Origin of the sequence: Paraburkholderia sediminicola (assembly GCF_046030555.1) — a bacterium.
In the GTDB taxonomy this organism is placed as follows: domain Bacteria; phylum Pseudomonadota; class Gammaproteobacteria; order Burkholderiales; family Burkholderiaceae; genus Paraburkholderia; species Paraburkholderia sediminicola_E.
The window spans coordinates 122,366-140,986 of sequence record NZ_JAQQCH010000013.1 but is presented as its reverse complement, the minus strand read 5'-3'; the positions used below and the strand labels follow the sequence as shown (position 1 = coordinate 140,986).

Below are 18,621 nucleotides of genomic sequence, written 5' to 3'. Positions count from 1 at the left end.
GCAGTAGACAGGCCGGGTCCGTTTATCAGTCGATGGCGCGCAGGATGTTGGCGGCCTCTACGTGTTGCCTAGCGAATTCGCGCAACTGGCGATAGCGCTCAATGATGGCGTCGTCGAGCGTTTTTTCCGCGAGGTGGCAGAGCGCAAACAGCGTGACGACGATGCCGAACGCGTCCGCGCCCATCATGTCGCTATAGCCGTTCAGGTGCCAACGTACGTGCACGCGGCCCGAGTCAGCCGGAGCCATATAGAAACCACCATTGGACAGCGTGAAGAAGTGCCACAAACCGCCGTTGTAGTTGCGGCACAGGCGCGCGGCCCAGTCGTAGACGAGCGATTCGCCAGTCAGGTAATGGCGACCAAGGAAACGGGGCAGGACATTGAGACGCAATTCGTCTGGAACAACGGCAGAGCTAACCTGATTTCCAATACACGACATTTGAACCTCCTGTTTCAGCCTCGGCGGAATGCCTGGCCACACAAACAGTATAGGACAATACAGCCTAATTACGCAACCACGATTGCGCATAATTTTAATGTTAATACTGAAATATTTCCTGATTTTCTTCTTTATATTAAGGACAATACAGCCTATACTATTTGTGTGGCCAGGCATTCCGCCGAGGCTGCTTTTCTGGAGAAATCCACATGACAAGGCAGGTTGAAACGCTAAACGAAGGCAATACGAAGGGTGGTCGGATCGAGTACGTGGCGTATTCGAGGCTTGTACGCTCGCCGTTGAACGTACGCAGGAAGCCCCCCACGGGCATCGAGCCTCTGGCCGAAACCATCGCGGCGAAAGGCATCCTGCAAAATCTCGTTGTGCACGAGATCAAAGGTCGCTCGAAACTTCCAAAGCTCGGAGTATGTGCAGGCCAGCGCCGCGAAGCCGCGCTCGATCTGCTGTTTGCGCAGGGACGCATTACGAAGGATGAGCCAGTGCCAGTTCTTATCGTTAGCGAAGGCGAGGCGGTCGCTGCGTCGCTGATCGAGAACCGTGAACGTGAAGACATGCATATCGCGGACGAATGCGTTGCGTTCCGGCTGCTCACCGAGGAAGGCAAAAGCGTTGCGCATATTGCGGCGCTGTTCAAGGTGCCGGAAATGGTCGTGCGCCGCGCACTGAAAATCGCAAACCTCGCGCCCGTGCTGCTTGACCTGCTGCGTGATGACCGGCTCGACTATGAGCAGGCGAAGGTGCTGGCACTGGCCGACGATCACGCGACGCAGGAACGCGTGTGGAACAATGCCCCAAATGCCTGGCAACGCCGACCATCGGAACTGCGCGCAGCGCTGACGAAAGCGGAACTTGATGCCAGCGAGAATCCGCTCGCGAAGTTTGTCGGGCTGGACGCTTACGAGGCCGCTGGTGGGTACGTGATGCGGGACCTGTTTTCCGACGACCAGAACGCCGGTTATATTGCGGATGCCGATCTGCTGCACCGACTCGCGACCGACCGGCTCATCGAGGTTTCGCAAACCGTTCAATCCGAGGGCTGGTCATGGGTAGAGACGCGCACGCGTGGCGACGCTAACGAACTGATCCGCTATGGCCGTGTGCATTCAACCACGCGCAAGCTGAAGAAGGACGAAAAGGCCGAGCTTGCTGCACTGGTCGCGCAGCGCGACGCGGCGCACATGAAACTGAACGCGTATTACGACGAGGACGGCGAGGAAGATGAGGCACGACACGACCGTCTGAATACGGCTGTTGACGTTGCCACTCACGCGGTCGACCAGTACGCCGAACGCTTCGAAATGTTCGCACCAGAGGACATGCAGCGGGCAGGGGCGTTCGTCTATCTCGATGACGATGGCTTCGTGACCATCGAGCGCGGCCTGATCCGGCCCGAGGACAGGGCGGCAGCAATCGGCGACGATGCCATGCCGGTAACGGCAACAGGGCAATCCAGCAAGCCTGCGCATGTGACGCCGCTGCACAGCGAAAAGCTGTGCCGACGACTCACGGCGCACCGCACAGCGGCGATCCAGGCCGAACTGGCGAGGCATCCGAATGTCGCGCTTGCAGTGCTGATGAGCCGCATGATTCCGGTCGTATTCGACGAGCACTACGAACGGCAGTATCCGGAGCACGCGATCGAGGTTGACCTGCGCACATCGCGCGGTGCACTGGTGAAGCACGCCGACGACATGGCCGACAGCGTGGCGTGGAAGGAGATCGAGGCCGAACGCGCGAAGTGGATGCGCATGCTTCCGGCGCGCGCCGATGCACTGCTGCCGTGGCTGCTCGACCAGGGTTCAGACATCCAGTCGAACCTGTTTGCGTTCTGCGTGGCGGCCACCGTCGATGGTATCGATGGATCCGACCGCGCACACGCCGTCAACAGCCTTGCCGACGTGCTGAGCGTGGACCTGTCGTACTACTGGAAGCCCACGCGCGCGAGCTATTTCGACCACGTGTCGAAATCGCGCATCGCGGACGTGCTGCGCGAGCACATATCACCGCAGGCCGCAGCCGAAGTGCAAGGCATGAAGAAGGATGCTGCGGCGGCGGCCGCCGAAGTGCGGATGGCCGAGTCGGGCTGGCTGCCTGAAGTGCTCGCGAACCGTGCAGTGCCGGAATTCCGGTCGTATGCGTGGGCGGATGATGACGGTGAGGCCGACGACGAAGCACACTACGCGGGCGACGATCCGGATGACATGACTGGTGAAGACAGGCACGAAGCTGGCGACGACGAAGGGCTAGCCGAAGCCGCCTAAGCGACTGTAGTTATTACCCATGAAGCCGTCCGGGCGCAGGCCTGGGCGGCTTGTTGCGTTCTGCGAGTGGTGGAGCAAAAAGGCAGCCGAGGCCGGTCACGGCCTGGCTGCGCAAACACACGCCGACGGATCGGGCGATCAACCGACTGCCTGTATTAACGGCGTGTCCGCGCATGCCTGAATGCCGCCCTTTTTTGCAAGCCGTCTACTGCGCGTCGCGACTGCCTGACGGATTGGCGCGCGCCTGCGCGCCCGTATCGAGGCCCCTGGGGACCCGCGCGGGACGCGTGGGGTGCGGGCCGACCCGGCGCGCAGCGGCGGGGCGATACGGCTCAGGGCTTGGGTTTCTGGGGGTATTTGCGTTTGAGTTCTTCAATGTCTGCACTGGTCACCTGAGGCTGGTCATACTGTTGCGCGTACAACTTGTTCAACTGGATTTTGGGCATGGTTGGGTTTTCCGCCCGTAGCTGTTCCATCGTTTTCCTGCCTTTTCGGAGTTTGTCACCGGCTGGGGCTTGCGCTCCGGCGATTCCTGACGAACGGGCGTTGTCGTCGTGTACCGGCGTATCAATGGCATGGGGCGCACGTGTGCCACCGATACTGCCGGTCGGCGCGGTCGCGGTGCGTTTTTTCCGGATGCGGTAAAGCGCGGACTTGAGGCCGGTGATGCGGAACGTAAAGCCCTCCGCGTGCAATTCGCGCAGGATCGAGGCGAGGGACAGGCCGTTCTTCAGCGACTGATCGATGATGGGGAAGTAGATCTGGAGGCGGGCGGTCTGGGACCGTTCGTGCGCGTTGTCGTGTAATTGCTCCACGCGGCGGGCGAAATCGTCGAGGGCCATACAGATCGCATCCTTTATGAAGTCCTGTTGCATCCAAAATAGGGAAAGTGCATCCTGTGTACATTCTATCTGCGGCCCTCATGCAGTTCAACCGAAGCCGATCAGCATCTTTTGAGCGCTCTTTGCTAATCTTGATGTCGTGGCGAGGCACGTCGAATATGTTTACGTAACGCTACGCGTTCCGTAAAATATTTCGTGCCAAAGGGGCGGCCCCCTTTGAAACCCCGACGCGGTCTATTGCCGCGTCAGCGTGTCGGCAGCTCCGTTACCGACACTAAGCACTGCCTGGTATGCGTAATGAATATGTAGCGAATACGGAGGTCCAGCGATGATTCCGAGTAGCGAATGGGTGATCCAGCTTGTAGTGGGGCCGCGTGCCGACGAGCGCGGCAGCGAGCCGCGTTATCTGCCGTGGGCAGGCTACACGTGGCCAATGACGGGTGACCAGGCGATGCGCGCGCTGCGCGAGTGCGAGTTGCGGTGGCCGGAATACAAGTTTCGCGCGCATCCCATCGATGACGACGGCAGGTCCTTCGCGATGGTCGGCGCCGAGATCGACCGTAGTCGTTCGACGGGGCTCTGGTAATGCCACGGCAGAAGAGCAATGACGGGGCAGGGCTGGGCAAGCCGATCGCGTTCCGTCTGTCGGATGCGGATCGCGATGCGTACCTTGCAAAGGTGGCGCAAAGCGGGATGACGCAATCGGAATTCTTCCGGCAGGCGGTGCTGACCAACCGTACGCAGGTGATCGCGCGGCCGGTGGCCAGTGGGGACCGCAAGCGGCTGCTGTACATCTTCAACAAGACCAGTAACAACCTGAACCAGATTGCCCACCGCGCGAACTCCGAACACGTTCGCGGGAAGCTTTCGGAAGCGACTTACGAGCAGTTGCTCACGCAGCTGCAGCTGATCGGGCAGTACCTCAGGGCAACCCTGAACAAGGTCGACTGATAGCGATGGGAATGGATCAAAAGCAGGCGGCCATCATGGCGGTGATCGAGCTGGAGACGAAGCTGCACTTCGATCGCGACCATGACGGTGCGCATACGCTGACGCAGCCGGACTGCGACAGCGCCCGGGCGTCGGTCTCCGCTGCCGGCCATCTGTTGCCGTCGATCGTGCACAGCACGCTACTGTTCCGAATCGAAGGGGCGCAGCGCTGGCTTGCCGAGCGCAAGGCGCAGGGGTAGGCGATGCTCATACGCGTACGCGGCTATCACGACGGGATCAAGGACTATCTGGAGAAGGGCCAGAAGCAGGGTCGCGAGATGGAGCGCGACGAGATGGATGAGCGCGTGATCCTTGCCGGCGATCTCGATCTGACGAACGACATCATCCAGTCGATCGACACGGACGCCGAGCGCTACCTGCATGTCACGCTGTCATTCAAGGAAGACGAGGTTGACCACGAGCTGTTAGGTGAGATTGTTCGGGAGTTCGAGGCGTTTGCGTTTGCCGCGTACCGTCGGGACGAATACAACTTCTACGCTGAAGCGCATGTGCCGCGGATCAAGAGCTATGCGGACCGCAAGACGGGGGAGCCTGTCGAGCGCAAGGTGCACGTGCATATCGTGATTCCGGAAATGAATCTTGTGACAGGCCGACGGCTCGATCCGTTCGGGAAGGTTGACCATAACGAGCGCTACCTCGAGGCCTTTCAGGAGCACATCAACGCGAAGTACGGACTCGCGAGTCCGAAAGACAACCGGCGTGTGCAGTTCACCGACGCGTCCGAGATGATCAGCCGGTACAAGGGCGACGTATTCGAGGGCGCTAACCGCGAACTGAAGGCCTCGATCCTCGAGGCGGTGATGACACGTGACGTTACGCGGTATGACGACGACTTCAGGGCGTTGCTTACGGAGTACGGCGAGACGCGCACGCGCAATGCCGGCAGGGGGTCGGAGTACGAGAACGTCAAACCGACCGGTGCCGCGAAGGGTGTGAACCTGAAGGAGTTTGTGTTCTCGCGTGAATTCATCGAGCTCGATGCTACGGCCAAGCGTGAAGCGCTCGAATCAAATGTGCATGCGCAGTATGTCGAGCCAGGCGTATCGCGCGATACGCCGCAGATCTATCTCGATTCGCTCAAGACGTGGCACGACACTCGCGCGCGCGAGATCAAGTATCTGAACAGCGGCAGCAGTTTTTACAAGACGTATCAGGCAGCGTCGCCGGCGGAGCAGCGGCGCATTCTCGATCACCGCGAACAGCGGTTCTACGATGCAACAGGAGGGTTCAATGAGCGCACACGAGAGCGAAGACAACAGCTCCACGATCGATCCGGACACTGGCGAGATTGGAGCCGGCTGGGGGCCGCCGGAGCGGGAGGGCGGGCGCGGGAGCGCGGCGCCGGGCGGGAGCCGGAAAGGGCAGGGCAGTCGCAGCAATGGTGGAACGAGCTCGAACGCGCGCACCGCGAAATCACGGGGCGATGGCGAGCCGGAGCGGATCACGACTTTGACGCTCGCTTCGATCGATCCGGCGCGCCGTCCCAATCCGCCCACCGTGTGCATGGCATGCCCAGCCGCGGTGTGGATGGCGACGCCGCGCGACGTCAAGTGCTTCTGCCGCCTGATGCACTACTGGAGCTGGGAAACCAGCAAGCCGAACGAATTGACGCATTGCGATGGTCTGGCGATCGCGAGCGAGCGGGAAGAGAACAGCTAGGCATTTCGGTGCCGCGGCCGCGATGGCGCGAAGGTGCCGGCCGCGACTTCGAACGCGGCGGAAGTTACGACGAGAGGGAGGGGCGCTGGCAATCGTCCGGCGCTCGCGATGCCGTTGACGGGTCCGACGGCGAGCCGGAGTGGAAAGTGATGGTCGATCGCATGTTTGTCGCGTGGGACCAGGCAGATGAGGCGGGGCGGACGCGTCTCACGCGCACCGGTGCCGAGAAGTTCATGCGGGCGGGAGGGCCGTTCGGCTCACGCGACCCTTTTAATCTGACCGGCGGTCGCCTGCCCGCAGGGCTCGGGCCGCGTGAAGAAATCCGCAGCCTCGCGGATGTGCAATCGTTCGATGCGATCGAATCGCTGCCGTTCGAGATCCGGCCAACTGATACGCCGCCGCCGGACGCAGCGTCGGTCGATTTCAATGCGAGAGCGCGCGCGTCGACGGGCCGGGCAGCCGATACCGTTCGCGATCAGTTTGCGCGCGACCTGTCCGAGGCTCGCACGGCGCGACGTGCGCGGGAGCGGGATGAGTTCACCGAGATCCGCGCGACGCTAGACGCGGGCCGGTTGCTGGCTGTGCTCGCGCATACGCACGGACTGATCGTCGAAAAGTATTCGATCGGTAAAGGCGCGGACGGCAGTGACAGAATCCAGACCGGCTCGCGCAATCTGAATGTGTCTGACTTCCTCACCAAAGAGATGAACCTGTCATGGGAGGATGCTGCGCAGCTGCTGCGCGAGACCTATCGTGCACAGACAGGACGTGATCCGGAGCATGCACCTAGGCGTACGCCTGAACGGGACCTATGGGGCGAGTTCCAGCAATGGCGATCGGCATACCGGAACGAGCTACGTCGCGCGTGGGATGCGCAGGCCGATCATGAGAGTGAGCGGCGAAAGGCGGTCAAATCTGAGTTCTACAGTGCCCGCAGCGCGCTCATTGAACGCCCGCGCATGGACCTGTCAGGCGCGCAGCGCCGCGAGCAGCTGTCCGCAGCACGTGTTGCGCGCCTTGAGGCAGAGGCCGCGCTGCGTGTGCAGATCGCGAAAGAGCGGGATGCGCTGAAGGGCGCCGCAAGCCGGCCGTTGACCGAGCAGTATCGTGACTTCCTGCAGGAGCGCGCTCAGAAAGGCGACGAACGGGCGCTACGTGAGTTGCGCCGGATGCAGCAGATCCGCCTGCGGACGAAACGTGCAGACGATGAACGCGCGGTCATTTTCAGTGCGCCGTCGCGTGCTGTGGAGCGACCGGCAGCGCACGATCGCAACGAGATCATCTACGCCGGCCCGTCGATCACGTACGAGGTGCGGGCCAGTGGCGAGGTCGACTACCGGAAGGACGGCGTGGCGTTCCTCGTCGACGAGGGTCGCACATTGCGCCTGTGGGATAGCGAGCGCGAGGCGGTCGAGATTGCGCTGCGCTTCGCGCAGCAGAAGTTCGGCAGCACGCTGTCGCTGTCCGGACCTGAGGCGTTCCAGGCAACCGCCGCGCGCGTAGCAGCCGACACTCGCATGCGCATCGTGTTCGGTCAGCCGCACTTGGAGAGTATCCGGCAGGTCCGGCTTGCGGAGCTCGATGCCGAGGCGCTGGAACGTCGGGCAGCGCAGCGTGAGCGCGACGCATGGGAGCGCGACGAACTGCGCGATGCCGTGCGCCATCCGCCGCCACCCACTCCGGAAGATCCGTCCAATCCAGACCAGGATGCGGCATCGCCTGCTGATCCCGATGCACCCGACAGTGGGCCACATATTGACCGATGAATCATCAAACTGAGAGAAGAAAATGAACCAGCTTGCACACATCGACCGCGACGGCCCGGTTGCGGTTGCGGTTGCGGTTGCGGTCACGCCCGTGCCTCGGGCCTTGTTGCTCGAGTTCATCACAAAACTGATTCTCGAACGGTCCCCGTCGATTGGTCCAATTCGCAACCTGAGGATTATTTGATAATAGTGCCTTGGTGGCTAATGGCATGAGCAAACCGTGACGAGCCCGGATTTTTGAATGAGGGGGAAATGTGAAGGGTCGGATAATTTCAGTTTCCGAACCTTCGTTTGCGCGCATTGGACGACCGAAAGGAAATGAATCGCCTCGACTGGCCACCGCGCATTCAAAGCCACGCTGCCTCGCCAACGCTTAGCCGGCCGGCATTCGTCCTACGGGATCGCCAGTGATATGGCGCAGAAGTTGGTCAGAACGCAGGGCACGAGCAGAAGAGGGCTGAACACCCATAGCATGGACTATCAAGTCACCTACCAGCACAGCTTGCGGTCGGCGCCGGAAGATTTCATCGTTCACGTCCCGTCGCAGATGGTCTGCAATGTACCGGCCACGGTTGACCAGATAATCCAGAGGCTTTGTCCGTCTGGAGTTCTGCCTCAATCTGCCTTCGGAGGCAACCGGCGTTGTCGCCGATGTGCATGGTTGCAAGGGGACGCGATATTTTCGACTTTGCGCGTCCGGAGCGGTCGGCGGCCCGCCGGATCATTAAACGCAACGCAGCTAATACGACTTATCAGCATTGAAAATGATGCGACCTATTTGCTTTGCCCTTCGAGGTAGCCTTCGCGGTCGTGGCGCCCAATCCATGTTTGCGCGAAAGCGCTCCGATGATCGAGGCATGGGACCTGATTCCTATCCTAGATGGACGCCCTTCGCAAAGCGGCACCGTGCTCAAACCCCTCGAATGGCAGTTCCGGTCAATGGGGGAGGGTATGAATTGGGGCTATCTACCCCTTCGTCTTCGGACACTGGCGGTCGCATGGCGTCATCCCGTCAGTAAATCCGGCGGAGTCAGGGCTCAGCCGCGCGCCGAACGGGTAGCCGACGTCCGCACACCCTCACGGTCGCGATGCGGCACGGCAGCCGGACAGGACGCAGGGCCCGGAGCGGAGAGGGGCGCCGACTGGCAGCGGCCGTTCGTCAGAGGTCGCCATCAACCAGAGCCGTGGCGCACCCCCCACCGCATTGGCACGCGGGTATGTCTCGGGCGCGGTCGGCACCCGCCCGCCTATCAAATCCATCCCGCGGATACGGACGATCGACAGCACAAGGATGCGACCCGGTGTGCAGGCACGGTTTAACGGCGGCGTCATGCACCGCTCACGCCTGTGACATGCGTTCAGTGCCTGTAATCGCGGATCAGTCCGGCCGCCGGCCAATTGCGCAAAGATGCGGGGATCGGGTAGGGTGGCGACATTCACAACCACAGAGAGGAAATAGCGATGAACAAGCAGGAACTGGTGGACGCGGTCGCCGCGAAGACGGGCGGGAGCAAGGCGGCAACCGGCGAGGCACTCGACGCTGTGATCGCGGCGATCACCGGCGAAGTGACGAAGGGCGGCACGGTGCAACTGGTCGGGTTCGGGTCGTTTTCGACGGGCGCGCGCGCCGCGCGGATCGGTCGCAATCCGGCAACCGGCGCTGAGATCCAGATCCCGGCTGCGAAGACGGTGAAGTTCACGGCGGGCAAGGCGTTCAAGGACGCAGTGAACGGCGGCTGAGACCGGACACAAGCCGTCGGCCGGATTTCTGCCGATGGCGCGGCGGCCGGCAGGGTAGTCGCTACAGGTGCCGGCGGCAGCAGCGGCACGGGGTGATCGGGCGAGGCCTGGACCTCGGCCAGCCGGCCTGGTAGCATCAGTGCGAGATGCCGCGATGTACCGCGGCCCCTGCGATTCGCTGCATGTCTCTATAGATAGCCGTATGGAAAAGAAAAGATCGCGGATGAGGCGGGAAGCCCTGTGTCCACCCATCGGTGCGCTGTTGCGCGATCGGACGCGCATCGTGCGCGTCGTCGCGGAAGCGCGTGGGCAGCGCGCGATGATCGAATCGCTCGACACCGCAGGCAGGACCTTCGTGAGCACGGTGAAGTGGGTCAGCCTGTGTGAGCTGGGCAATCAGCCTTTCTGAAGCTGGCTCTCTTCGTGGGTGATTGGTCGGTCATTCCGGGATGCCTGCGGATCAAATACCTCGACTCTCCAGTTTCGACGTGCCCCATCGTGCTCATCCCACTGGATGCGGAAATTTGCTGCTCATATACTGGCGCTGACATCGGGAAGGAAAGAGTATGCGGCGCGTGATTGTTCGGCGGTCTTCAGTTCACGGCAAAGGCGTGTTCGCCATGCATGCGCTCGCGGCGGGCGAGCGCGTGCTTGAGTACAAAGGTGAAATCACCTCGTGGCGAAGTGCGGTGCGCCGTCACCGGCGTGAAGGCGTCGAAGGACATACGTTTCTGTTCGGACTGTCGGATGGGCGGGTGATCGACGGGAGCCGCGGCGGCAATAGTGCGCGCTGGCTCAATCACGCGTGCGCGCCCAACTGCGAGACCATCGAGGACGTCGGGCGCATCTTCATCCACACGCTCCGGCCGATCGGGGCCGGTGAAGAACTGTTTATTGAGTATCTGCTGGCCACCGACGATTCGCTGGATGAAGAGGTTCGGGCGCAGTACGCATGCCGGTGCGCCACGGCGGACTGTCGTCACTCGATGCTGGCTGACGTGGCGTGAACAGCGGGGCGGGAGAGCCCGTCGGCAGTGTCACGATCCCGAAAAGCGCCGAGGGCTCGAAGCGGGAGAATGATGGATTTGTCCGGCTCGGCGTGCATGTGGTTTTCCATCTCGATGTGCTGATGCCACCGTTGCCACAGGGAAATGTGTCCGACGGTGCTCCTGGCGCAAGCACGAGGAAACAGATGTCGCTGGAGCTTGACGATTGGTGGTGACGTCGGTGCCAGCGCGCATGTCGACAGCGATAAGGGAGTGGCCTTATGCAGAAGCGGACGTTCGCACGAAAGAGAACAGGGGGAGTGAGTCTTCCGGAACTGCTGGACCAGCTTGAACTGGCATTGGCGGGGAAGCCCGCGCGCACGACCGTCTGTCTGGCGCTGTCGGATCTGAACCGGCGGCTAGGTTCGGCTAGCGGGAAGACTGCTGCGCGGCCCGGTCGATCCCCGTCCCCGCGACGTCGGCGCCAAACCGCCGTCGAATCTTTGCCACTGTTTTCGTGAGCGCTTCTGGCAAAGGTCAAAAAAGCGCGTAACCGCCTGCTCCAGAAGGCGGCAGGTCGGCTCGCCGTCGCGATGAAATTTTTGTGTGGATTCCTAGCGGATTGGGCGCGTAACGGCGCGGTCAGCATGCGCAGTTGTAACCACGATCTCGGCTCCCATGACCTCATCGCCGGGTTCGTGAACGGCCGCTGCCAGGCAGGCACGACCGCCTCTTGTCGACCCTCTTCGGCCAGTGGGACTAGCCAGGTCTCAACGGCGGTTCCCGAGGTCAAGCGGTCGTTCGCGCTGACGCGGTGGCGGGAAGTGTCGGCCAAAGCCGCCGATCGCTAATACTCAATTGCAAAACCGCTTGACTGAGCGAAGCCGACACCCGCATCTCCACGTTCTCCTCTTCGTTGATCTGCTATCGAGCTCTAAATTCCGAATCCTGATGTTGGTGCTCACAATTGCCGCTAGCCGTGTCAACGAAACTGCTAGCGCCGAATTTGTCGTAAAACGTCATACATACCGACCGAAAAGTGGAAAATCCAACGATTTTGCGTTGTTGTAGCGATACAACGACTGAGTGACACGTTGTCCACTAACGTTGCTAGCGTCGATTTCATGTTCTCTAATGCTGCTAGCGCGTCCTTCCTGCGTATTGGGGGTAGACATGGCTTCCTCAGAAGGGATTGAAGAACGGACGAACGACCAGCCACTCGGGCAACTGCTAGCGTACGATTTTTTCCGAATTCTGAGACGCCCCCAATATCACCTATGCAACACGGAGTGGGGTTGTATCAGAGTGCAATGCTGTTCACGCAGACGTCGACGAGCGTCGTAGGCGCGGATCTGGTCTTGAGCCACCACTTGTTGAAGACTGGAAAGGAGGCTTCTTGCCTCAGACATCGACAATCCGAAGTCAGCCGGGGTCGCTCCTTCGAGCGGGCGCTGAAACCTGGCCAACGGCACATTTTCGTCGGCACCGTCCCGCTGCAGGTAAATCGTCCAGTGCATATCCATCCGTCACCTCGCTGAACGGGTGGCGAAGGTAGCTTAGGGCAAAACGCCGCGCTCCCCCAATTTCTGTCCCCTCCCAAATTAACGATCTCCGACACCTGTCGCCAGCGTCGGCGGAGCGATTTGTGCCGTCGGCCTGAGAAGTCCAGACTTCCGGGCTTCAGGCAGAATGAACCTGAGTGCCAAATCATTGGCCGGCCGGCAAAATGTGCGCCGAGTTGATAGTGCTACGCGGCGCGACTCGCCAGACAGCGTTACCTACGTCGTCTGCCACCAGCAAGGCCCCGCGCGCATCCAGCGCGACGCCAACAGGTCGTCCCACGGCATGGCCGTCGGTCGTCAGAAAGCCGCTCAGGAAATCCTCGGGGGCGCCAGCAGGCTTTCCGTCGACAAATGGTACGAACACCACTTTATAGCCGGTGCGCGGCTTGCGGTTCCATGATCCATGCTGGCCGACAAATGCGCCGCCCCGATAGTGCGTTGGGAACAACGTCTGGTCGTAAAAGACAAGACCTAGCGAAGCCGTATGATTGCCGAGGGCATAGTCCGGTGCGATGGCCGTTGCGACCAGGTCGGGGCGTTGAGGTGTAACGCGCGTGTCGACGTGCTGGCCGTAATAGCTGTACGGAAAGCCATAGAACGCTCCATCTTTCAATGCTGTCATGTAATCCGGTACAAGGTTGTTACCGAGGTCGTCCCGCTCGTTAACGGTCGTCCACAACGCGCCGCTGTCCGGCTGCCACGAGAGTCCATTGGCATTGCGCAATCCTGTCGCATAGGGCCGCAAGCGACCCGTGTCCACGTCAAACTCAAGGATCCGTGCACGGCCTTGTTCGGCGTCGACGCCGTTCTCTCCCGCGTTGCTGTTTGATCCCACCGTGATGTATAGATGCCTGCCTGAATGGTCTGCGAGGATATTTTTTGTCCAGTGATGATTGATCGGGCCGGCTGGCAAATCGGCAACTTTAACTCCCGGGCTGGTGATCTTCGTGGCGCCCGTAGCGTAGTCGAAACGCAGCAGGGCGTCCGTATCGGCAACGTAGAGTTTATTGCCAATGAGGGCCATCCCGAACGGCGAGTGCAGACCGCGGATAAACACGGATTGCATCTGGGCGATGCCATTGCCGCTCGCGTCGCGTAGTAGCATGATGCGATCGGGACTCGTCACACCTGCGCCGGCGCGCTTCATGACCTGCCGTCTGATCCAGCCGAATAGGCCACTTCCTTCGTCGTGCTCCTTGGGGGCATCACTTTCCGCCACCAGTACGTCACCGTTAGGCAACGTGTAAAGCCAGCGCGGGTGCGCTAGGCCGCCGGCGAACTCGGTGACGGCAAAACCGTTGGGAGCGATGGGCATGAAACCAGCGGGGCGCGCCTGAACGGGCGCAATGTTGACCATGGGAATCAACATCGACTCTGGAGTCGGCATGGCGGGCGAGGCGCCGAAACCGGTATCGCTTGAACTTGATGGTCCGATCGCGCAGGCGGCGAGCGGCAAAACCATTGAAGCAGCCAGACGATTTAGCAGGCGCATATTTGTTTTCAGCGATCAGTGTTAGTCAATGACGCTGGAGAAGAGCAGCAAGAAGCCTGCCTGTGAAAATGATTGCGCGATGCGCAAACCTCTGCGGGTTGCATCGGGCGCAAGCTCGCAACCATATCGTTGGCGCGATAGCCCTGAGACCGTAGCAGACGGTCGATAGTGGAGTTGGGCAGCCGGATGGCTCCGTGCGGAGCATCAGGTTTCCTTAAGGTGAGGTCGTTAGCATCATTTCATGTAGGCAACGTGCGCTTCGCGCTTGACGTTCGACCACGAAATAGCCGATGTCAACGGCTTTCTCGCCTGGCTGTGTTTCGCACCGTTTGTTCTGCATGTCGGCGACGCATTGTTCTATCGCTCGGTTCTGAGAGACCCTGTCTTGTAGTGGATGTTGCCCCGAGCAGCACCGTCGCGCCAAATCCATGCAAATCGAAACGATCGAGGTCCGGCATAGATGCGCAAGGGACATGAAGAACGTCATCGCATCAACACAATTGGCTGGCTACGCGCCGCGGTACTCGGCGCGAACGATGGCATCATCTCGACGGCGAGTCTGATAGTCGGCGTCGCATCGGCACACGCTGAACATAGCCATCTTGTGCTGACCGGCCTGGCTGGACTGGTAGCCGGTGCGATGTCCATGGCAACTGGCGAGTACGTATCAGTTTCGTCACAGGCGGATACGGAAAAGGCCGCGCTCGCCGAAGAGAAGGCGGAACTTGATGCGGACGGTGCGCGCGAACAACGGGAGTTGGCGGGAATCTATGTGCGACGTGGTCTCGACATGGCGCTTGCCAAACAGGTCGCGCAGGCCTTGATGGCACACGACGCGCTCGGGGCACACGCTCGCGACGAACTGGGTATTTCGGAAGTCACCACCGCGAAGCCATTGCAGGCCGCACTTGCCTCTGCCTGCAGCTTCTCGGCGGGGGCGGCTTTGCCGCTGATTGTCGCTGCACTCGCACCTCAGAAATGGGTGGCAGCGGGCATCGCGGTGACGGCGCTCGCTTCACTCGCAATTCTCGGCGGACTTGCCGCGCGCGTCGGCGGTGCGAAGGTTGGTCCGGGCATATTGCGGGTTGCCTTCTGGAGTGCTCTGTCGATGGGTCTGGCATCGGCGGTCGGTGCAATATTCGGTACGAATTGAACCGTGATCTGTATCGACGCAGTGTCATTTGAAACAGTCTTAGGATGCCTGGACGTTGGGGAAGGGTGTGCCGCTCGGAGGCTCTTAGCTGAGCACAGACTGTGCGAGAGGCAGAGTGCGGCCACGAGCCGACTTTCGATGCGGCCGGATGGCTGACCGCTTCAGGTTGACCTGGGATGTTCAATGTTTCTCTACGAATGTCGGCGCCTGCCGAAAGGCGACGACGAACTTGGGAACCATTAAATGTCGTTGTCTTCTGTAAGCCTGACAAGACTAGAGCCGTACTTTTCGTTCTGACCTTTGGCTGCCGCCAGATCCTTTCGCGTCAGGCAAGAATATTGCCCATGCTTGCACTGCCGGCGACGGTGTCGTTGCAGTCATGCCGACGGGAAATTCTTCCCCGTTCGCGGTCAGTCAAGGTCGATACCTCGTTCGACGCGCGCGCGGCAACTCGGTCGAGCAGTGCTATGTGCCGCTCGTCCCGGTTTTGGCGACCAGTCTGTCACGTCCTCGCCAGCCCTAGGCGCCGTAATAGCTCGGTACCCTCCGATGTCAATCGGAATTCGGTGTTCTCGGATGTTGTGGACACGATTTCGACCAATTGTTCTTGTCGGAGGGTCACTACATCGGGGTCTGCGAGTGCCACCTGTCCAGGCGCGCTGACCAGGACAAACAACATCGCAATCTCATGGTGGCTAAGAAGCTTTTTCATGATGTGCCTCAATAACTGTTACGCACATGGAGTTCGGTCAACACGCGATTTGACGAAAGAGGAAGGTGGTTATGCCCCTTGTACGCTATGACGGAATATAGCGAGACCGCGTGACAATGATTTAATAACGACACCGACTGGCAGCGAACTGTCGCCGGCAGTAGATGGCAGGCTTTCCATCATGATTGACTGGATGGATTATCGCTGTCGCAGACAGCGCCCGGTAGTGGGGAAAAAACGGACCCGGCGGAGCTCCGGGTCCCAAAGTCGGCCCTGAGTAAGGGTGGAGGGTCGACTAGCCGTCCTTGACATCTGTTGATTGCAACTGCCTGTAACTGCATTGGATTCTTTTGCTTTTAGCCTGAATGTAGCGGCGACTGTGCGGGCGTCGATTGAGTGTCCATGCGAACTATTGAGACCTATGGCGACGCGGTCGTCGACAAGCTTGCTGCAATCTACTCGATCGCGCTTAAGCAAGACTTAAACTCGGTGCAACGTCGAGTGGTCGGATATGAAGCGCGGAGGGTAATCAGCAAACTGGCAAAGCCTCCCGGTGAAGCATTGGCTTGGGACTGTGCAGGGCATAAATGGAGTGGAAGCGGGAGGCTGTCAAGAGAGATCTTTACCGACCTGGAGCCGGCCGAGCCCGTCAGAGCGAATCCGCCTGCAGCATCACTCCTCCGAAGTCGAACTGCGCTGCGCCACATGTTCGGCGGTGGCAATGCGAGGGCCCATGTCCAAGCGGCATGAAGTCGAAATTTCGACGCGCACCGAAACATCAGTTGTTGCTGGTCTAGTCACGATTGTCGGTAAACCTGGCCGTCTATGCTTTTGGAGTCCGCGTGGACGAGAAAAGAGCCCCTGTAACTACTCCGAGGGCCGTGAGCGCCAGATAGGCGATATGCAAATGCTGGTGCGATGCGAGTTCACGCGTGCCGTACGTCAGGATGCCGAGGCTGGCAAGACTTGCGAGGGCTCTCACGGGAAACTCAGTTGTTGAACGCATTGTTTCGCTCCTCCACCGGCATAGCCACTCCGCCGGTGCAGCGGAAGTTACGCCATTCATCTATGTTGTTGGAAACGTGGACGCGTCCCCTGTCGCTATGCTCTGCCGCCCGCGTCCGCGCGTCGCACGGATCCACGCTCGATAATCGGGCGTGCATGAAGCGCAGTTTTATGTCGGCGCAGTATAGCGCTACTAAAGTAGCGGCCGCACGAATAGCGGCCGAGATCTCTCGGAGGCACACAGGCTCATGTCGCATGAGAAGCAGAGCGCTGTGGTAGGACTCCTGCTGCAATGCATCAGTTTACGGGCTAACTGCTACGCAACACGGCTTCTACAATGGCAGTGTGGGCTTGCACGTTGAGCAGTGAAGATCGGCAGTGGAGGGTGCCGTGGATTCGAAGTTCTCGTGGTACTTTCTGGCGCCACTTGTTGTGATGGCGCTCAGTCTCGGGCTTCGCGGCAATTCGAGCAAGAGATACTGACAACGAAAAGCGCGGCGAGCACGACGACAGATGACGTTGGAGGGGTTTCTTTGCGATAATGTGCTGCCCGGCGTGACGATATCGCGCGCTCCGCGAGGGAGCGCGCTTGATGCCTCCAAGACTTATTCAGCGATTGACTTGCCAGCGCCGTCTTTCACCTTTGCGCTCCATTGCGAGCGAATTTCGGTAACAACTGATTTCGGCAGGGAAATGTAATCCAGGTCCTGAGCAGCCTGGTCTCCGTTCTTGAATGCCCAGTCGAAGAATTTCAAGGTTTCCTTACCTTCGTCCGGTTTGTCCTGTGCCGTGTGCAGCAGGACAAAGGTTGCGCCGACGACAGGCCACGCATCCTTGCCCGGTTCATTCGTCAGGATCTGGTAGAACGACTTCGACCAGTTGGCGCCGGCAGCGGCGGCCTTGAACGTTTCCGTCTCTGGCTGGACCACAGCACCAGCTGCGTTTTTCATTGCCGTGTAGACCATGTGGTTCTGCTTCACGTATGCCCACTCGACATAGCCAAGGGCGCCAGGGAGGCGCTGGACGAAAGCGGCCACTCCGTCGTTACCCTTGCCGCCCGTACCCGTCGGCCAGCTCACGGTCGTGCCTTCCCCAACCTTGCTCTTCCACTCCGGATTGACTTGCGACAAATAGTGCGTCCAGATGAAGCTCGTGCCCGAGCCGTCGGCACGACGGACAATAGCGATACCTGTGTCGGGGAGCCTCACTTTGGGGTTCAAAGCGGCGATGGCCGGGTCATTCCACTTCTTGATCTTGCCCAGGTACATGTCGCCGAGCACTTCGCCAGATAGAGTCAACTCGCCCGGCTTGATGCCCGGCAGATTTACCACTGGCACCACACCGCCCACCACGGTCGGAAACTGAAACAAGCCGTCTTTCGCCAGCTCGTCGTCCTTCAAAGGGGCGTCCGATCCGGCAAAGTCGACCGTCTTGGCGATAATTTGTTTGATGCCGCCCGAGGAGCCAATACCCTGAAAGTTGACCTTGCCGCCGTTGGCCTTCTGGAAGGCGTCTGCCCATTTGGCGTAGATAGGCGCGGCGAACGTGCTGCCTGCTCCGGTAATGTCGGTAGCGTGAGCCGCGACGACGAAGAGTGCGCCAGTCAGGCCGGCAATCGCGGTTTGCATAAGTCTCATATGTGCTCCAGCGTGTAGTTGTTGGAAAAGGTCGCCCACGTTAGACCTTGCTGATGTCAAAGATGTGACGGGGCGCTCGCGCTCGAAACGTGGAGTCACCACGCCCTGGTGAGCCGGCTGCCAGGCTGATATCGAATGCATGTGGAATTCTTCGGCGCGCTATGGTTTGGGTTACCGAAATGTCGACGGCCTGTCTGTTCATGTGTGTAACTGCTAGGCGTAGTGCAAGATTCGAACTATCCTGAAGAATGCTCTTCTTTTGCTGCAACTTGCCGGTTGGTACGCAGGCGATGCTGCGAGCTTGCGAACTCTTTCATCTTTCGTTTCGATGACGA

Annotated in this window: 14 protein-coding genes; 10 read left to right on the top strand and 4 right to left on the bottom strand. The window is 60.2% G+C overall.

The window, feature by feature from the left end; translation table 11 throughout:
- Positions 1 to 25 precede the first annotated feature (25 nt).
- A complete protein-coding gene (locus PQQ52_RS19765; RefSeq protein ID WP_408214727.1) occupies positions 26 to 439 on the bottom strand; it encodes an antirestriction protein in 414 nt (137 codons plus the stop codon).
- Positions 440 to 648: 209 nt separating this feature from the next.
- Between PQQ52_RS19765 and PQQ52_RS19760 the strand changes: the two genes are divergently transcribed.
- The gene (locus tag PQQ52_RS19760; RefSeq protein WP_408214724.1) at positions 649 to 2,721 is read left to right on the top strand and encodes a ParB/RepB/Spo0J family partition protein; all 2,073 of its coding nucleotides are present in this window, start codon (positions 649 to 651) and stop codon (positions 2,719 to 2,721) included.
- Positions 2,722 to 3,053: 332 nt separating this feature from the next.
- Here the strand turns inward: PQQ52_RS19760 and PQQ52_RS19755 are convergent, their stop codons facing one another.
- On the bottom strand, positions 3,054 to 3,563 hold the full coding sequence (locus tag PQQ52_RS19755) for a hypothetical protein (RefSeq protein ID WP_408214721.1): 510 nt from the start codon (positions 3,561 to 3,563) through the stop codon (positions 3,054 to 3,056).
- Positions 3,564 to 3,891: 328 nt separating this feature from the next.
- Here PQQ52_RS19755 and PQQ52_RS19750 point away from each other — a divergent pair, with 328 nt between their 5' ends.
- From PQQ52_RS19750 to PQQ52_RS19715, 8 genes are all read left to right on the top strand, one after another.
- Positions 3,892 to 4,149: a hypothetical protein gene (locus tag PQQ52_RS19750; RefSeq protein WP_408214718.1), complete on the top strand. Its 258-nt coding sequence runs from the start codon at positions 3,892 to 3,894 to the stop codon at positions 4,147 to 4,149.
- Entirely contained in the window at positions 4,149 to 4,514 is a 366-nt protein-coding gene (locus tag PQQ52_RS19745) for a plasmid mobilization protein (RefSeq protein ID WP_408214715.1), read from the top strand. The genes PQQ52_RS19750 and PQQ52_RS19745 overlap by 1 nt, the downstream gene beginning before the upstream one ends.
- A gap of 11 nt (positions 4,515 to 4,525) precedes the next feature.
- Complete coding sequence (locus tag PQQ52_RS19740) at positions 4,526 to 4,753, top strand: hypothetical protein (RefSeq protein WP_408214712.1); 228 nt, start codon at positions 4,526 to 4,528, stop codon at positions 4,751 to 4,753.
- A gap of 3 nt (positions 4,754 to 4,756) precedes the next feature.
- Positions 4,757 to 7,999 (top strand): LPD7 domain-containing protein, encoded by a 3,243-nt coding sequence (locus tag PQQ52_RS19735; RefSeq protein WP_408214709.1) that lies wholly within the window; start codon positions 4,757 to 4,759, stop codon positions 7,997 to 7,999.
- Between the two features lie 22 nt (positions 8,000 to 8,021).
- On the top strand, positions 8,022 to 8,183 hold the full coding sequence (locus tag PQQ52_RS19730) for a hypothetical protein (RefSeq protein WP_408214706.1): 162 nt from the start codon (positions 8,022 to 8,024) through the stop codon (positions 8,181 to 8,183).
- A 1,277-nt stretch (positions 8,184 to 9,460) separates the two neighbouring features.
- Complete coding sequence (locus PQQ52_RS19725; protein ID WP_408214703.1) at positions 9,461 to 9,739, top strand: HU family DNA-binding protein; 279 nt, start codon at positions 9,461 to 9,463, stop codon at positions 9,737 to 9,739.
- A gap of 202 nt (positions 9,740 to 9,941) precedes the next feature.
- On the top strand, positions 9,942 to 10,148 hold the full coding sequence (locus tag PQQ52_RS19720; protein ID WP_408214700.1) for a hypothetical protein: 207 nt from the start codon (positions 9,942 to 9,944) through the stop codon (positions 10,146 to 10,148).
- A gap of 157 nt (positions 10,149 to 10,305) precedes the next feature.
- Positions 10,306 to 10,746 carry an SET domain-containing protein gene (locus PQQ52_RS19715; RefSeq protein WP_408214697.1) on the top strand — a complete coding sequence of 147 codons (441 nt, stop codon included), beginning with the start codon at positions 10,306 to 10,308 and terminating at the stop codon, positions 10,744 to 10,746.
- A gap of 1,686 nt (positions 10,747 to 12,432) precedes the next feature.
- Here the strand turns inward: PQQ52_RS19715 and PQQ52_RS19710 are convergent.
- Positions 12,433 to 13,779, bottom strand: coding sequence for a PQQ-dependent sugar dehydrogenase (locus PQQ52_RS19710; RefSeq protein ID WP_408214694.1), 1,347 nt, complete (start codon positions 13,777 to 13,779; stop codon positions 12,433 to 12,435).
- 460 nt (positions 13,780 to 14,239) lie between these two features.
- Here PQQ52_RS19710 and PQQ52_RS19705 point away from each other — a divergent pair, with 460 nt between their 5' ends.
- Positions 14,240 to 14,932, top strand: coding sequence for a VIT1/CCC1 transporter family protein (locus tag PQQ52_RS19705; protein ID WP_408214691.1), 693 nt, complete (start codon positions 14,240 to 14,242; stop codon positions 14,930 to 14,932).
- 2,322 nt (positions 14,933 to 17,254) lie between these two features.
- Here PQQ52_RS19705 and pstS read toward each other — a convergent pair.
- Entirely contained in the window at positions 17,255 to 18,286 is a 1,032-nt protein-coding gene (pstS, locus tag PQQ52_RS19700) for a phosphate ABC transporter substrate-binding protein PstS (RefSeq protein ID WP_408214688.1), read from the bottom strand.
- Positions 18,287 to 18,621: the final 335 nt, after the last annotated feature.

What these genes read in the sequence shown, in the direction of transcription:
- PQQ52_RS19765 (WP_408214727.1), bottom strand. Translation starts at nt 439, where the DNA reads ATGTCGTGTATTGGAAATCAGGTTAGCTCTGCCGTTGTTCCAGACGAA.
- PQQ52_RS19760 (WP_408214724.1), top strand. Translation starts at nt 649, where the DNA reads ATGACAAGGCAGGTTGAAACGCTAAACGAAGGCAATACGAAGGGTGGT.
- PQQ52_RS19755 (WP_408214721.1), bottom strand. Translation starts at nt 3,563, where the DNA reads ATGGCCCTCGACGATTTCGCCCGCCGCGTGGAGCAATTACACGACAAC.
- PQQ52_RS19750 (WP_408214718.1), top strand. Translation starts at nt 3,892, where the DNA reads ATGATTCCGAGTAGCGAATGGGTGATCCAGCTTGTAGTGGGGCCGCGT.
- PQQ52_RS19745 (WP_408214715.1), top strand. Translation starts at nt 4,149, where the DNA reads ATGCCACGGCAGAAGAGCAATGACGGGGCAGGGCTGGGCAAGCCGATC.
- PQQ52_RS19740 (WP_408214712.1), top strand. Translation starts at nt 4,526, where the DNA reads ATGGATCAAAAGCAGGCGGCCATCATGGCGGTGATCGAGCTGGAGACG.
- PQQ52_RS19735 (WP_408214709.1), top strand. Translation starts at nt 4,757, where the DNA reads ATGCTCATACGCGTACGCGGCTATCACGACGGGATCAAGGACTATCTG.
- PQQ52_RS19730 (WP_408214706.1), top strand. Translation starts at nt 8,022, where the DNA reads ATGAACCAGCTTGCACACATCGACCGCGACGGCCCGGTTGCGGTTGCG.
- PQQ52_RS19725 (WP_408214703.1), top strand. Translation starts at nt 9,461, where the DNA reads ATGAACAAGCAGGAACTGGTGGACGCGGTCGCCGCGAAGACGGGCGGG.
- PQQ52_RS19720 (WP_408214700.1), top strand. Translation starts at nt 9,942, where the DNA reads ATGGAAAAGAAAAGATCGCGGATGAGGCGGGAAGCCCTGTGTCCACCC.
- PQQ52_RS19715 (WP_408214697.1), top strand. Translation starts at nt 10,306, where the DNA reads ATGCGGCGCGTGATTGTTCGGCGGTCTTCAGTTCACGGCAAAGGCGTG.
- PQQ52_RS19710 (WP_408214694.1), bottom strand. Translation starts at nt 13,779, where the DNA reads ATGCGCCTGCTAAATCGTCTGGCTGCTTCAATGGTTTTGCCGCTCGCC.
- PQQ52_RS19705 (WP_408214691.1), top strand. Translation starts at nt 14,240, where the DNA reads ATGCGCAAGGGACATGAAGAACGTCATCGCATCAACACAATTGGCTGG.
- pstS (WP_408214688.1), bottom strand. Translation starts at nt 18,286, where the DNA reads ATGAGACTTATGCAAACCGCGATTGCCGGCCTGACTGGCGCACTCTTC.